General features: G+C 64.9%; 11 protein-coding genes. 5 read left to right on the top strand and 6 right to left on the bottom strand.

What is annotated here, in order from left to right:
* Positions 1–38: 38 nt before the first annotated feature.
* The 5 genes from ACIGGF_RS04915 to ACIGGF_RS04895 all read right to left on the bottom strand — a co-directional run bounded on the left by ACIGGF_RS04915 (position 39) and on the right by ACIGGF_RS04895 (position 6,018).
* On the bottom strand, positions 39–1,031 hold the full coding sequence (locus ACIGGF_RS04915) for a VWA domain-containing protein (protein ID WP_397520260.1): 993 nt from the start codon (positions 1,029–1,031) through the stop codon (positions 39–41).
* Positions 1,028–2,026 carry a DUF58 domain-containing protein gene (locus ACIGGF_RS04910; protein WP_397520259.1) on the bottom strand — a complete coding sequence of 333 codons (999 nt, stop codon included), beginning with the start codon at positions 2,024–2,026 and terminating at the stop codon, positions 1,028–1,030. Before ACIGGF_RS04910 ends, ACIGGF_RS04915 begins: the two co-directional genes overlap by 4 nt.
* A complete protein-coding gene (locus tag ACIGGF_RS04905; RefSeq protein ID WP_397520258.1) occupies positions 2,023–3,270 on the bottom strand; it encodes an AAA family ATPase in 1,248 nt (415 codons plus the stop codon). The genes ACIGGF_RS04910 and ACIGGF_RS04905 overlap by 4 nt, the downstream gene beginning before the upstream one ends.
* A 225-nt stretch (positions 3,271–3,495) precedes the next feature.
* Positions 3,496–5,034, bottom strand: a complete 1,539-nt coding sequence (locus ACIGGF_RS04900; RefSeq protein WP_397520257.1) for an NlpC/P60 family protein — start codon at positions 5,032–5,034, stop codon at positions 3,496–3,498.
* 441 nt (positions 5,035–5,475) lie between these two features.
* Positions 5,476–6,018 carry a DUF6676 family protein gene (locus tag ACIGGF_RS04895; RefSeq protein ID WP_397520256.1) on the bottom strand — a complete coding sequence of 181 codons (543 nt, stop codon included), beginning with the start codon at positions 6,016–6,018 and terminating at the stop codon, positions 5,476–5,478.
* A 347-nt stretch (positions 6,019–6,365) separates the two neighbouring features.
* Here ACIGGF_RS04895 and acnA point away from each other — a divergent pair, with 347 nt between their 5' ends.
* Together acnA and ACIGGF_RS04885 are read left to right on the top strand one after the other, a co-directional pair.
* Positions 6,366–9,170, top strand: a complete 2,805-nt coding sequence (gene acnA, locus ACIGGF_RS04890) for an aconitate hydratase AcnA (RefSeq protein WP_397520255.1) — start codon at positions 6,366–6,368, stop codon at positions 9,168–9,170.
* A gap of 115 nt (positions 9,171–9,285) precedes the next feature.
* Positions 9,286–9,867, top strand: a complete 582-nt coding sequence (locus ACIGGF_RS04885) for a TetR/AcrR family transcriptional regulator (protein WP_397520254.1) — start codon at positions 9,286–9,288, stop codon at positions 9,865–9,867.
* Here ACIGGF_RS04885 and ACIGGF_RS04880 read toward each other — a convergent pair.
* Positions 9,855–11,486, bottom strand: a complete 1,632-nt coding sequence (locus ACIGGF_RS04880; protein WP_397520253.1) for an ABC-F family ATP-binding cassette domain-containing protein — start codon at positions 11,484–11,486, stop codon at positions 9,855–9,857. The genes ACIGGF_RS04885 and ACIGGF_RS04880 overlap by 13 nt on opposite strands.
* A 150-nt stretch (positions 11,487–11,636) precedes the next feature.
* Here ACIGGF_RS04880 and ACIGGF_RS04875 point away from each other — a divergent pair, with 150 nt between their 5' ends.
* The 3 genes from ACIGGF_RS04875 to ACIGGF_RS04865 are packed head-to-tail and all read left to right on the top strand — an operon-like array spanning position 11,637 to position 14,584.
* The gene (locus tag ACIGGF_RS04875; RefSeq protein WP_397520252.1) at positions 11,637–12,425 is read left to right on the top strand and encodes an SDR family oxidoreductase; all 789 of its coding nucleotides are present in this window, start codon (positions 11,637–11,639) and stop codon (positions 12,423–12,425) included.
* Positions 12,422–13,567: a lycopene cyclase family protein gene (locus tag ACIGGF_RS04870; RefSeq protein WP_397520251.1), complete on the top strand. Its 1,146-nt coding sequence runs from the start codon at positions 12,422–12,424 to the stop codon at positions 13,565–13,567. Before ACIGGF_RS04875 ends, ACIGGF_RS04870 begins: the two co-directional genes overlap by 4 nt.
* 51 nt (positions 13,568–13,618) lie before the next feature.
* Complete coding sequence (locus ACIGGF_RS04865) at positions 13,619–14,584, top strand: Ku protein (protein WP_397520250.1); 966 nt, start codon at positions 13,619–13,621, stop codon at positions 14,582–14,584.
* The last annotated feature ends 25 nt before the right edge of the window (positions 14,585–14,609 follow it).

The raw sequence follows: 14,609 nt of genomic DNA, 5'->3' as shown, positions 1-14,609 counted from the left end.
ATGACAAAGCGAAACTTACTGGTGAGTAATAACAGCGATCACGGCAATCTCTGTCGCATGACCAATGCCGAACCGAGACCGGCCGAGATGCACAGCACCCCCAGGATCAACCATGGACGCGACGCGTCCCCGCGAGTGATCTCGAAACCGATCTGCTCCTCGAGGGTGTCGTACACATCTCGGAGACCTTCGAGCGATGACGCGGTGAAGAAGCTACCGCCGGAAAGTGTCGCGATTTCTCGCAGCGACGGGTCGTCGACAGGAACCGGAACCCGTTCGACCCCACCCTCGTCCTCGATCTCGACCGAGCCGTAGCTCGTGCCGAAGGAAATCGTGGAGATCGGTACGCCCTTGTCTTCGGCGGCGCGGGCCGCGGTGTAGCCGCCGCGAGGGTCGTCGAGATTCTGCGGCACGGTCTGCTTGCCGTCGGAGAGCAGCACGATGCGTGCAGGTGGGGCCGCGTCACCGCCGCCGAGTATCGCTCCGAGAGTGTCGATCGACTGCAGTGAGGTAAAGATCGCCTCACCGGTGGCCGTTCGTTCGCTGAGCTGCAACTTGTCGATGGCGGACTTGGTGGCTTCACGATTGGCAGTAGGAGAGACCAGAACCGACGCGGTGCCCGCGAATGCGACCAGCCCGAGGTTGATTCCTGGGGTCAGCCCGTCGGCAAAGGATTTCGCGGCTTCCTGCGCGGCTGCCAAGCGAGTCGGCTCGACGTCCGTGGCCTCCATGGACAGCGAGACGTCGATGACGAGCATGACGGTTGCCCGGTTGCGCGGAACGCGCTCGTCGGCCGTGGGCCCGGCCAGCGCGACCGTGAGGAACAGCAAACCCACCAACACCAGGGCGGTCGGCACATGGCGCAGCCGGTTCGGTCGCTCGGGAGCTACCGACTCGAGCAACTCCATGTTGGAGAAGCGCAGAACGTGCTTCTGCTTGCGTCGCTGGACCCAGACGTAGCCGACAGTCAGAGCGATCACGACGATCAGGAACCCGAGCCACCACGGCGCCGCGAAATCGGTCAGGCTCATCGCGTACCCGACCGCGCAGTATTGGTGAAACCGGATCCGATGGTGTGCCTGCGCGCGGTGACGAACCGGACGACGTCGGCGATCCAGTCACCGTCGGTGCGGAGAGTCAGTCGAGGCGCTCCACACCTGCGCAGTGCCTTCTCCACGTCGTCACGGTGCGCTGCCGCTGCGCGCGCATAGTCTGCTCGCAGCCGAGGCGTCGTGCTGAATTCGCGTGTTCGACCCGATTCCGGATCGTGCAACACCACGTCACCGACGTCGGGCAGCTCGAGGTCGCGGGGGTCGAGTACCTCCACGGCGAGCACGTCGTGTCGTGCCGAGATCGCGCGCAACGAGCGCTCCCAGTCGATGGGCCCCAGAAAGTCGCTGATCACCACGGCCATACCGCGACGACGTTCCGGCCGGCGCAGCGCCTCGATCGCACTTCGCAGATCGCCGCGCACACCGTCCGCCGCGGCGGGAGTCGTTGCGATCGCGCGAAGCATCGACTGGATGTGCGGACGGCCGCCTCTCGCCGGAATGCGAGTGGTGCTGGCCCCGGTGGCCACCACCGCGCCGATACGATTTCCACCGCCGCCGGACAGATGTGTGATGGCAGCCGATGCGGCGACGGCCAGATCGCGCTTCTCGCATCCCGTGGTACCGAAATCCAGGCTGGCCGAGAGATCGACCACGAGCCAGGTCTCGAGCTCGCGATCGGCCACGGACTGACGTACGTGCGGATGCGTCGTGCGCGCCGTGACCGACCAGTCCATCTGGCGAACGTCGTCCCCGGGCTGATACTCCCTGGCGTCGCCGGGTTCGGAACCGGGACCGGGAATCAGACCGAGATGATCGCCGTGCAGCACTCCGTCGAGCCGTCGACGCACCGTCAGTTCCAGAGTCCGCAGAGCCGCAGCCAATTTGGGATCGCGCAGCTCACCCGAACGGAACGACGGCGGCCGCGAAACGACGGTACGACCGGCGGTCACGGGAGCGGTGTCGGATCCGCTCACTGCCCCGGCGTACCCGTCGACGATCCGTCACCCGAGGGCTTCTGCAAGGACGCTGCCTGCTGGGCGTAGTGGCCACCCTGCGGAGGCTGTTGAGGTCCGGCCTGCTGAGGTCCCGGCTGCTGAGGCTGCTGCGCCTGTCCGGGGAACTGACCCCCACCAGGGAACTGACCCGGACCGGGAAACGGTCCTTGCGGGCCGACCTGACGACCGTCGAAATGCGGCCCGTCGGCGCCTGCACCGTTGTTCTGCGGCACCGGCACCGCCTGCGGCGACACCTGGGGCAACCCGACGGTCTGCAGTACCCGGGAGATGACCGTCTCGGGCGTCACCTCGTCGGCAAGTGCGTCGTACGACAACACCAGGCGATGCCGAAGGACGTCGGGAATGACTTCGAGAACGTCCTGGGGTACCACGTAGTCGCGACCCCGGAGCAGAGCAAGCGCTCTCGACGCCGCGATGATACCGAGAGTCGCACGCGGCGACGCGCCGTACGCGATCCAGCTGGCCACGTCGTCGAGACCGAATTGCTCGGGGGTTCGCGTCGCGGCGATGACCCGAACGACGTAGTCGACGAGGGCGTGGTGCACGAACACCGAGCCGGCCAGATTCTGCAGCCGAACCAGCTCGACGGGATCGAGGATCTGCTTGGGTTCGGGTGCTTTGATGCCCATGCGGTAGACGATCTCGCGCTCTTCCTCGATCGTCGGATAGTCGACGACGATCTTGAACAGGAATCTGTCGCGTTGAGCCTCGGGAAGGGGGTACACACCCTCGTTCTCGATCGGGTTCTGCGTCGCCATCACCAGGAACGGATCCGGCATCGGAAAAGTCTTGCCGCCGATGGTGACGTGCCGCTCGGCCATGACCTCGAGCAACGCGGACTGCACCTTGGCCGGTGCCCGGTTGATCTCGTCGGCAAGGACGAAGTTCGCCACGACGGGTCCGAGTTCGGTGTCGAACTCTTCCCGGCCCTGGCGGTAGATGCGGGTTCCCACAAGGTCGGTCGGCACCAGGTCGGGGGTGAACTGGACACGTGAGAACGAGCCACCCACGACCCGCGCGAACGTCTCGACGGCCAGTGTCTTCGCCACACCGGGGACACCTTCCAGCAGTACGTGCCCACGAGCGAGCAGTCCGACCAGGATGCGTTCGACCAGGCGATCTTGACCGACGATGACGCGCTTGACCTCGTACACGGCCTTCTCGAGGAGCTGCACGTCCTCGGCCAGGCCTGGACTGTTCACCCGCGTCGGCTCCCCACCCTGTGGATCACGAGTCGAGGTCTCGACGTGCGCCGACCCCTCGTCGTTCGAAATCCGGCCGTCACGTGATGTCACCAAGAATTCACCGCTTTCAGTCGATCATCGTCGAGCGCGTTTCGATACCGCCACGATCAACTATTCCAGGTGATCGCCGAGCGCGCCGAAAGGCACCCCCGGCACGCTCGCCGGCAACGCGCAGGATCTCGCTCAGGACACCATGCGCACTGCGTACGGAGTCATGCCGCTGTATCGAACGTCGGACACCTTGACCACCGACCCCGACTGCGGCGCTTCGAGCATCTTGCCGTCGCCGAGATAGAGCGCGACGTGCTGGCTGGCGTTGGGGCCGTAGAAGATCATGTCGCCACGCTTCATGTCCGACGACGGCACCTGCTTGCCGGCCGTGTACTGGTAACCCGTGTAGTGCGGCAGCGAGATGCCGAGACCGGCGAACGCGTAGATCATCAGCCCCGAGCAGTCGAAGCCGACCTTGTTGTAGTCGCCGTAGCTGTCCGCGACCCCGCCGTCCCGGATGCCTTTGGTCGGGCCGTTCTCGTCCCCGCCGCCCCAGGAATACGGCACTCCGAGTTGACTCATTCCGCGATCGATCGCCAACTCCACGGCTGCGCTTCCGGAGATAGACGGCTTCGTGGGCGTCTTCGGCTTGGTGGGTGAAGTCGGCTTGGTGGGTGTAGACGGTGTAGATGGTGTGGTCGGTGTGGTGGCGGTCGAACTGTCCGAATCGGCGGTTGCGCTCGAGTCCTCCTCCACGTCCACATGTGAACGCTGACCCTCGGCGATGGCCGCCGCGCGTTGTTGCGCCGCCAGGTTGGCCGACACCCGAGCAGCCGCCTGCACGGCGGCTTCTTTGGCTGCTGCCGTCGCGGCGGCGATCGCAGCATCCTCTGCCGCCTTCTGGGCCTCCCAGGTTCCGTACGCCGAGCGCTGGTCCTGCAGGCCGGCCACGTTGCTGCGGGCGGCATCGAGTTCGCCCTGTGCCGCGTCGCGCTGTGATTCGATCGCGGCTTTCCGGTCGGCCTCTGCCTGCAGCGCTGCCTGCGCCTCGGCGATCGCTTGCTCGGCCTCTGCCTTCTTGGACTCGGCCTCCGAGGCTGCAGCATCGGCCTGTTGCTTGGACGCGCGCGCCGCCGAATCGCGGTTCGCCTGCTCGGTGCGGGCCCGCTGCAAGCCGTCGAGAACAGCATTCTGACTGTTGGAGAGAACTTTCAGAACCTGGGCGCGATCCAGGACGTCATCCGGTCCGCTCGACCCGAGGAACGACGCCATCGAGGCGACGCCGGAGCCCTGGGTGTAGCTGGACTTGGCGAACTCGTCGAACTTGCGCTGAGCTGCCTGGATCTGGGTGCCGGCATCGGTAAGTGCCTGCTGCGCGGCACCGACGAGTGCGGCGGCGACGTCGGCCGCGTCACGCGCATTCTGAAGATCGACCAGGGCCTTGTTGACGCCTTCTCGCTTCGAAGCGACCTCGTCGTCGAGTTGCGCCAACTGCTGGTTGGCCGAGGCGATGGCATCGATCAATCGGCCCACCTGCCCCAGGCTCGAGTCGACGGCACTGCCCGCGGCAGCAAGGTCGGAGTCCGTGGGGTTGGGCGGCGGCGGTGGTACGGCGGCGGCGACCCCGGGCAGGGTCGCCATCAACGCGAGAACCAGGCCTGCGCCTACCAGCACGAATCGGGTACGGACGAGCGCACTGCGGTGAGTTCCGCGGATGTGACGTCGGCTCACAAATGTCTCCCTCGGGTCCGGCATTCACTCGGGTCCGCGTCGAACCGTCGTGCCGTCGAGGTGTTCACCGTCCTCCACCCCGATCGCAGGTGGACGGTGAGCGTCGTCGCCGGGCGGGAAAGAAACACGCAGCAATACGACAGGTGCGAACCACGTCAGTCACACCCGAAGCAGTGGCCTCCCGAGTTCCCCACGGACGACAACCGCCTTCTGCGACACTCCTTCCCCAGCAGTGCCAAGGGCACCGTACGACACTTTGCACCCTAAAGAAACTGCAGTCACAAATGACACATTTGTGATTCCACCAGGCACAACGCCGTGAACTCGGGGTTTGCCGGAAACAATTTTTCCGACTTTTTCGCAGGGGTCACCATCGGTCGACCGCGTCGGGGTGCGCAGGGGTCAGTGTCGGTCAGTCGAACGACGCGACAGCGCGTCGATTCAGTGCTCTACGGAACCGTGATCAGCGTTCTCCGGTGTTGTCGCCCGAGTCCGGTATCTGCGGGCCTTCACAACCGCAGTCAAGGCGGCGACGGCGGCGACAACTACCACGAGACCGCCTGTGAGCAGACCCCACGGCGTCTCGTCCTCGACGAGTGTGTCGACGAAATTGTCGGCCGCGACGATGTGGTTACCGGTATAGGTGCGGTCCTGGCCGGCCTCCAGGGTCACCCGACTGATGGAGTCACTGAACGTGCCCACCTGCCCGGGGCTGAGGACGAGCACCGTCCCACCCTCCCGAGCTCCGACGGCAGTGGCGAGATCACGCAATTGTGAGTCGTGGCGGGGGTCGGTCGAAACGATCACGATGCTCAGATCGATGCCGTGTTCCTCGGCGCGGTCCACCGCAGCGGACAAACCGGCTTCTTCTTCGGCGGGCGCACTCACGCCGGATTCTCGGACCGTGGCGACGATGCTGTCGACGTCCAGACCTGCCGGGATATCGGTGGCAAGTGGGGAAACGGCGTGCATCGGTTCAGGCATCTCTTCGTCCAGTCGGTAGGAACCAGTCGCGTGAAACCCTACGTCACAGCGCACCGGGCTCACGGCAGGCACGCAGTCGGCGACGTAACTGAGGCCGCCCTTCATTGCGTCGCACGAGGCACTGCGTGAGGATTGTGACGTGGGACGTTCGCTCGGTACTCCGCTGCGAAACGGACCCACGGGTTTTCACAGGACAAGCGTACTGTTAGACTTTCATCGAGACACTGCCCGAGCGTCCGCAGGCAATCCGCACTCCGGATGTCACGCCGAGGCACACGGACAGCGCCTCGCTTCAACCGTCGACACAGCCCCGTCGGCGGTGTGCCTCATAGACGAGTGGAGCTGAAGTGACCGCAAGTAACGATTCATTCGGTGCAAAGGGCACCCTCGAAGTCGGAGAGAACTCGTACGAGATCTTCCGTCTGTCGGCCTTGCCCGGTGCCGAGAAACTGCCCTACGCACTGAAAGTCCTCGCGGAGAACCTCCTTCGCACCGAGGACGGTGCCAACATCACCGCCGACCACATCCGCTCGATCGCGTCGTGGGATCCCTCGGCCGATCCGAGCATCGAGATCCAATTCACCCCTGCCCGCGTCATCATGCAGGACTTCACCGGCGTCCCGTGCGTCGTCGACCTCGCCACCATGCGTGAGGCCGTGACCACGCTGGGCGGCGACCCGAACAAGGTCAACCCCCTCTCCCCCGCCGACATGGTCATCGATCACTCGGTCATCCTCGACGTCTTCGGCCGCGCCGATGCACTCGAGCGCAACGTCGACCTCGAGTACGAGCGCAACGGCGAGCGTTACCAGTTCCTTCGTTGGGGCCAGGGCGCATTCGACGACTTCAAGGTCGTCCCTCCCGGCATGGGCATCGTCCACCAGGTCAACATCGAGTACCTGGCTCCGACCGTCATGACCCGCAAGGGCCAGGCGTACCCGGACACCTGCGTCGGCACCGACTCGCACACGACGATGGTCAACGGCCTCGGCGTGCTCGGCTGGGGCGTCGGCGGAATCGAAGCCGAGGCAGCCATGCTCGGCCAGCCCGTCTCGATGCTGATCCCGCGCGTCGTCGGCTTCAAGCTCTCGGGCGAGATTCAGCCCGGCGTCACGGCAACCGACGTCGTTCTGACCGCGACCGAGATGCTGCGCAAGCACGGCGTGGTGGGCAAGTTCGTCGAGTTCTACGGTGAAGGCGTGGCCGAGGTTCCGCTCGCGAACCGCGCGACCCTGGGCAACATGAGCCCCGAGTTCGGTTCCACCGCAGCCATTTTCCCGATCGACGAAGAGACGATCAACTACCTGCGCCTCACCGGCCGCAGCGACGAGCAGCTCGCTCTCGTCGAGGCGTACGCCAAAGAGCAGGGCATGTGGCACGACCCGAAGAACGAGGCCGTGTACTCCGAGTACATCGAGCTCGACCTCAACACCGTGGTCCCGTCCATCGCCGGCCCGAAGCGCCCGCAGGACCGAATTCTGTTGTCCGACTCCAAGGTTGCGTTCCGCAAGGACATTCACAACTACGTGGAGGAGAACTACCCGACCGAGCACACGCAGCTCGACGAGGCCGTCGAGGAGTCGTTCCCGGCATCCGACCCGGCAACGCTGTCCTTTGCCGACGACGGTGCGGTCGACGTTCAGTCCGCTGCCTATGGTTCCGAGGGACGTCCGAGCAAGCCGGTCCGCGTCATGACCGACGAGAGCGGCGAGTTCGTACTCGACCATGGTGCCGTCGTGGTTGCGGGCATCACCTCGTGCACCAACACATCGAACCCGTCGGTGATGTTGGGCGCGGCTCTGCTCGCTCGGAACGCCGTCGAGAAGGGCCTGTCGACCAAGCCGTGGGTCAAGACCAACATGGCACCCGGTTCGCAGGTCGTCACCGACTACTACGAGAAGGCCGGCCTGTGGCCGTACCTCGAGAAGCTCGGCTACTACCTCGGCGGCTACGGCTGCACCACGTGCATCGGTAACACCGGGCCGTTGCTCGAGCCGATCTCGAAGGCGATCAACGACAACGATCTGTCGGTGACCGCCGTGCTCTCGGGCAACCGCAACTTCGAGGGCCGCATCTCCCCCGACGTCAAGATGAACTACCTGGCGTCGCCGCCGTTGGTCATCGCCTACGGCCTCGCGGGCACGATGGACTTCGACTTCGAGACCGACGCACTCGGTAACGATCACGAAGGAAACCCCGTCTACCTGAAGGACATCTGGCCGTCCTCGCAGGAGATCGAGGACACGATCAAGTCCTCGATCAGCCGGGACATGTTCAGCAAGTCCTACGAGACCATCTTCGCCGGCGACAGCCGCTGGCAGAACCTGTCGACCCCCGAGGGCGACACGTTCGAGTGGGATCCCAAGTCGACCTACGTGCGCAAGCCTCCGTACTTCGACGGTATGACGATGGACCCGGCTCCGGTCGAGGACATCACGGGTGCCCGCGTACTGGCACTGCTCGGCGATTCGGTCACCACCGACCACATCAGCCCGGCAGGTCCCATCAAGGCCGGTACGCCTGCCGCGCAGTACCTCGATTCGCACGGCGTCGAGCGCAAGGATTACAACTCGCTGGGATCGCGCCGTGGCAACCACGAGGTCATGATCCGCGGAACGTTCGCGAACATCCGTCTGAAGAACCAGCTGCTCGACGACGTCTCGGGTGGCTACACCCGCGACTTCACGCAGGACGGTGGACCGCAGTCGTTCATCTACGACGCGTCGCAGAACTACCAGGAGGCCGGCATCCCGCTGGTCGTGCTGGGCGGCAAGGAGTACGGATCCGGAAGCTCCCGTGACTGGGCCGCCAAGGGCACGTCGCTCCTCGGCGTCAAGGCCGTCATCACCGAGTCGTTCGAGCGCATCCACCGCTCCAACCTCATCGGTATGGGCGTCGTCCCGCTGCAGTTCCCGGCCGGCGAGAGCGCTGCGTCGCTGAAGCTCGACGGCACCGAGACGTTCGACATCGTCGGAGTCGCGAAGCTGAACGAGGGAGTCACGCCCAAGACGATGGCAGTGACCGCGACCAAGGAAGACGGAACCAAGGTCGAGTTCGACGCGGTCGTCCGCATCGATACCCCCGGTGAGGCGGACTACTACCGCAACGGCGGCATCCTTCAGTACGTGCTGCGCAACATGATCAGAGGCTAGCCGCACGGCACTGTAGACAGACGCCACGCACAGCGATGGGCCCGGAACTCGATACGTGTTTCGGGCCCATCGCCGTATCGGTACGGGCCCCTTCATCGACAGTAGGAGTACATACGTGCCCAAGGTCAGCGAAGACCACCTGGCGGCCCGCCGCAGCGAGATCCTCGACGGTGCCCGCCGGTGTTTCGGGGAGTTCGGTTACGAGGGCGCGACGGTGCGGCGCCTCGAGGAGGCAACCGGGCTTTCACGTGGCGCGATCTTCCACCACTTCAAGGACAAGGACGGGCTGTTCCTGGCGCTGGCGCAGGAAGACGCACGCCGCATGGCCGAAGTCGCATCGACCCAGGGGCTGGTCCAGGTGATGCGCGACATGCTCGCCCAACCCGAACAGTTCGAGTGGCTGGGGACGCGACTGGAAATCACTCGCCGCCTCCGAACCGACGCCGATTTCAGAACCAGCTGGGCCGAACGGTCGGCGGAGCTGACCGACGCGACGCTCGGGCGACTCGAGCGCCAGAAGACGGCAGGCAAACTACGAGACGACGTGCCGAACGACGTACTGGCCGACTACCTGGACCTCGTCCTGGACGGCCTGGTGGCGCGCATCGCGTCGGGCCAGGGCGGATCCAACCTGTCGGCGATTCTGGATCTGGTCGAGGAGTCGGTGCGTAGGCGCGACCCGGGTCAGGCCAGCTGAATCAGTTCGAGGTAGTCCTGCGACCAGTGGTCCTCGGTGCCGTCGGGAAGCAGGATCACTCGTTCGGGTGACAGCGCCTCGGCGGCACCCGGATCGTGCGTCACCAGAACGACGGCACCCTTGTAGCTGCGCAGCGCGTCGAGGACCTGCTCGCGGGAGATCGGATCCAGGTTGTTGGTCGGTTCGTCGAGCAGCAAGACGTTCGCAGCCGAGGACACCAGTCCGGCCAGCGCAAGTCGCGTCTTCTCACCACCGGACAGAGTTCCTGCCGGTTGATCGAGCTGCGGCCCGGTGAACATGAACGCGCCGAGCAGCGACCGGAGCTCTTGCTCGCCCGTATCGGGTGCCGCGTGCCTGATGTTCTCCCACACCGACGCCAGATCGTCGAGGGTGTCGTGCTCCTGCGCGAAGTAACCCACCCGCATGCCGTGGCCGGGTTCGATCTCTCCGGTGTCGGCCTTCTCGGTGCCCGCGAGGATCCGGAGCAGCGTCGTCTTGCCCGCGCCGTTGAGCCCGAGCACCACCACGCGACTCCCTCGGTCGATCGCCAGATCGACGCCGGCGAAGATTTCCAGAGAGCCGTACATCTTGGTCAGATTTTTGGCCATCAACGGTGTCTTGCCGCACGGAGCCGGCTCAGGGAACCGAATGTGCGCAACCTTGTCGGACACGCGCTCCGCGTCCAGATTCGCCATCAGCTTGTCCGCACGTTTCGCCATGTTCTGTGCCGCAACGGCTTTGGTCGCCTTGGCCCCCATCTTGGCAGCCTGGACTCGCAGCGCGCCGGCCTTCTTCTCGGCGTTCGCCCGCTCGCGACGGCGACGTTGCTCGTCCGTGGCGCGAGCGTCGAGGTACTTCTTCCAGTTCATGTTGTAGATGTCGGCCTCGCCGCGCACGGCATCGAGGAACCACACCCGGTTGACGACATCCCCGAGCAATTCGACATCGTGACTGATGACGATGAGTCCACCCTCGTGGTTCTGCAGAAAACCTCGAAGCCACGTGATGGAGTCCGCGTCGAGGTGGTTCGTCGGCTCGTCGAGCAACAGCGTGGTGTTCGAGCGTCCGCCACTACCGTCGGACGCAGCGAACAGTATTCGAGCCAGCTCCACCCGTCGGCGCTGTCCACCGGACAGCGTCATGAGCGCCTGACCGAGAATGCGGTCGGGCAATCCCAGGCTGTTGCAGATTCTGGCCGCTTCGCTTTCGGCCTCGTAGCCGCCGAGCGAGGCGAATCGCTCTTCCAATTCGCCGTACTTACGGACGGCCTTGTCGAGAAGTGCCTCGTCGGCCACTTCGGCCATCAGTGCCTGTTGCTTCTCCATCCGGTGCAACAAAGTGTCCAGGCCACGGGCCGACAGCACCCGATCCTTCGCCAGCACGTCGAGATCGCCCTCTTTGGGGTCCTGCGGGAGGTAGCCGAGGTCTCCCGTGCGCACGACCTCACCGGCATACGGCTCGCCCTCACCGGCCAGGATTCTCAGCGTGGTCGTCTTGCCCGCACCGTTACGGCCGACCAACCCGATGCGATCGCCTGCCTGCACACGGAGCGCGGGCCCCTCGGTGGACAGAAGGGTCCGCACACCGGCACGAACTTCCAGGTCGGTGGCGGTGATCACGCGTGAGCTCCTAGCGATTGCCGAACAAGATCGTCGCCCGTCGACCGACGGGCGAACTATGCCGCCGAACGGCACAACAAACCGTCATTTTAGCTCAGAATTCACGTGCCCTCACCCAGGAACGACGGTGACACCGGTAACGTCTGATCGATGACGGACGCCTCTGAAACAGTCACCCAACGCAGCGGATCCGATTCCGACCTCACCGGGCGTACCGCACTCGTCACCGGCGGCAGCCGAGGAATCGGTAAGGCCATCGCCGCAGAGTTGCTCGCTCGCGGCGCGAACGTCGCCATCACTGCGCGTAAGCGTGAGCCTCTGCTCGCTGCAGCGTCGGAACTCGGAGACTCGGTACTCGCCCTCGACGGCAACGCAAGCGATCCGGAGCACCGACGCGACGCGGTGGCGAGAACCGTCGAGACGTTCGGCTCACTGGACATTCTGGTGAACAACACGGGCATCAACCCGGTCTACGGCGCACTTATGGATGCCGATCTGGCGGGCGTGAGCAAAATTTTCGATACGAACGTCGTGGGGACCCTCGGCTTCGTCCAGCAGGCCTTTCATGCGTGGATGGGCGAGCACGGCGGCGCAATCGTCAACATAGCCAGCGTGGCGGGCATCCGCTCCACCGGCGTGATCGCCGCCTACGGTGCCTCCAAAGCCGCTCTGATCCGTCTCACCGAGGAGCTCGCCTGGCAGCTCGGTCCGAGCATCCGCGTCAACGCGGTGGCACCGGGCGTGGTGAAGACCAAGTTCGCCGAAGCTCTGGTGGCCAACGGCGAAGACGCGGCCGCGGCCGGTTACCCGATGAAGCGTCTCGGAAATCCGGAGGACGTCGCGTCTCTGGTTGCCTTTCTGGTGTCGGACGCGTCGTCCTGGATCACCGGCGAGACAGTGCGAGTGGACGGTGGTTTGCTCGCCACCGGCGGAATGTGAACGATCTCTCGGCCGACGTCGCGGTGGTCGGTCTCGGCCCCGCAGGCAGGGCGGTCGCTCATCGATGTGCCGTGGCCGGCCTCGACGTGGTGGCCGTCGACCCGCACCCGGCGCGTCGGTGGACACCGACGTACTCGGCCTGGGCCGACGAGTTACCGTCCTGGTTGCCAGAGAAGGCCGTCGCCTCGATTGCGCGCAAACCTGCGGTGTGGACAGATCGCCATCGAGTCATCGATCGCACATACTGCGTGCTCGATACACCTGCCCTGCAGAGCGCCCTGATTCTCGACAGCGTTCGTGTACTGGCGGGAACCGCGGTCGATGTGACCGGATCTCGCGTGACGACAGCCGACGGCACGGTCGTCGATGCCCGTCACGTCGTCGATGCTCGCGGCACTCGGGACTCACGCGATCTCGCGCAGCAGACCGCGTACGGAATCGTCGTCGAACGTCAGCGCGCCGAACCGATACTCGAGGGCTCCGACGCGTGGTTCATGGATTGGCGAACCGACAACGGAGCACTGCCCGGTGAAGCTCCCAGCTTTCTCTACGCCGTCGCGCTCGACGACGACCGGATACTGCTCGAGGAGACGTGTCTGGTGGGCCGGCCCGCCCTCGAACTCGCGATTCTGCGCACGCGACTGCACAATCGGCTCGCGCGCCGCAACCTCGAAACGACCGGACACGAAGATGTCGAACGCGTGCGCTTCTCGGTCGAACCGCCGCCGCGCGCACGTGCGGACACGGGACGGCGCGGCCCGCTGCTGTTCGGTTCTCGCTCCAACTTGATGCACCCCGCGACCGGATACAGCGTGGCTGCGTCGTTGGCCGCGGCGGATCACGTGGTCGAGGGGTTTCGCGGAGGCAGTAGGTCGTCGAGAAGCCGACCGGTGCACATCTGGACGGTCCAGAAGCTTCGCAATCTGGGCCTACGGACAGCGTTGAGTCTGGAACCGGACATGGTGCCCCAGTTCTTCTCCAGCTTCTTCTCGCTTCCAGTCGAACTGCAGCGTTCCTATCTGTCCGGGCACGACGATGCCGTCGGGACGATGACCGCGATGCTCAAGATGTTTCCGACGCTGCCTGCCTCGGCCAGGCTCGCGATCGCGCGCACGATCGTGCGCACTCCGGTCCGCGGCTGACTTTCCCACCAACGGTCGACACACGGGCGCCCGGTCGGCGATCATGGACACATGCGCAGCATTTGGAAGGGCTCGATTGCCTTCGGACTGGTCAACGTCCCAGTAAAGGTCTATTCGGCCACCGAACAACACGACATCCGGTTCCATCAGGTGCACGCAAAGGACGGCGGCCGCATCAAGTACGACCGGATCTGTCAGGAATGCGGAAAGTCGGTGCAATTCGCCGACATCGACAAGGCGTACGACTCCCCCGACGGCGAACGCGTGATTCTCACCGACGAAGACTTCGACAAACTTCCGGCGGCCGAGAAGCACGAGATTCCGGTTCTCGAATTCGTACCCACCGAGCAGATCGATCCGATTCTGTACGACAAGAGTTACTTCCTCGAGCCGGACTCCTCCTCGCCGAAAGCCTATGTCCTGCTGCGGGAAACCCTGGAGGAAACCGAGCGCACCGCGTTGGTGCACTTCACGTTGCGACAGAAGACCCGACTGGCCGCACTACGGGTGCGCGACGACGTGCTGGTCATCCAGACACTCCTGTGGCCGGACGAGGTGAGGGCAGCGGAATTCCCGTCCCTCGACGATGCGCCGTCCTCTCGTCCGCAGGAAGTGAAGATGGCTACGTCGCTGGTGGAGAGCATGTCCTCGGAATTCGATCCCACGGAGTACACCGACGACTATCAGATCGAACTACGCAAGCTGATCGACGAGACCCTTGCCAACGGCGGCGAGAAGGTAGTCCACACCGAGTCGACGAAGGACGACGAGGGCGAGGACGCCGAGGTCGTCGATCTGGTGGCTGCGCTCCAGCGCAGCGTCGAGGCGGCAGGCAAGAACGCCAAGCCGGCCGCCTCGAACAGCAAGGATTCGGCTCCGCCGAAAAAAGCTGCAGCCAAGAAGACCACAGCGAAGAAAGCACCGGCAAAAAAAGCTGCCGCCAAGAAGACGGCAGCAAAGAAGACGTCCTCTACCCGAACCGACGGCTCCAAGGACGCGGAAGCGAAGGGTGCGTGAGCGCACGCACCCGCCGCTACGTCAG

This window comes from Rhodococcus sp. NPDC078407, from assembly GCF_044542515.1.
Lineage (GTDB): Bacteria > Actinomycetota > Actinomycetes > Mycobacteriales > Mycobacteriaceae > Rhodococcoides.
Note: the sequence above shows the minus strand (reverse complement) of the source record. Positions and strands in the feature narration are given on the sequence as shown.

Bases quoted from the DNA above. Each gene is read 5' to 3' on its own strand.
- ACIGGF_RS04915 (WP_397520260.1), bottom strand. From the start codon at position 1,031: ATGAGCCTGACCGATTTCGCGGCGCCGTGGTGGCTCGGGTTCCTGATC.
- ACIGGF_RS04895 (WP_397520256.1), bottom strand. From the start codon at position 6,018: ATGCCTGAACCGATGCACGCCGTTTCCCCACTTGCCACCGATATCCCG.
- ACIGGF_RS04875 (WP_397520252.1), top strand. From the start codon at position 11,637: ATGACGGACGCCTCTGAAACAGTCACCCAACGCAGCGGATCCGATTCC.
- ACIGGF_RS04865 (WP_397520250.1), top strand. From the start codon at position 13,619: ATGCGCAGCATTTGGAAGGGCTCGATTGCCTTCGGACTGGTCAACGTC.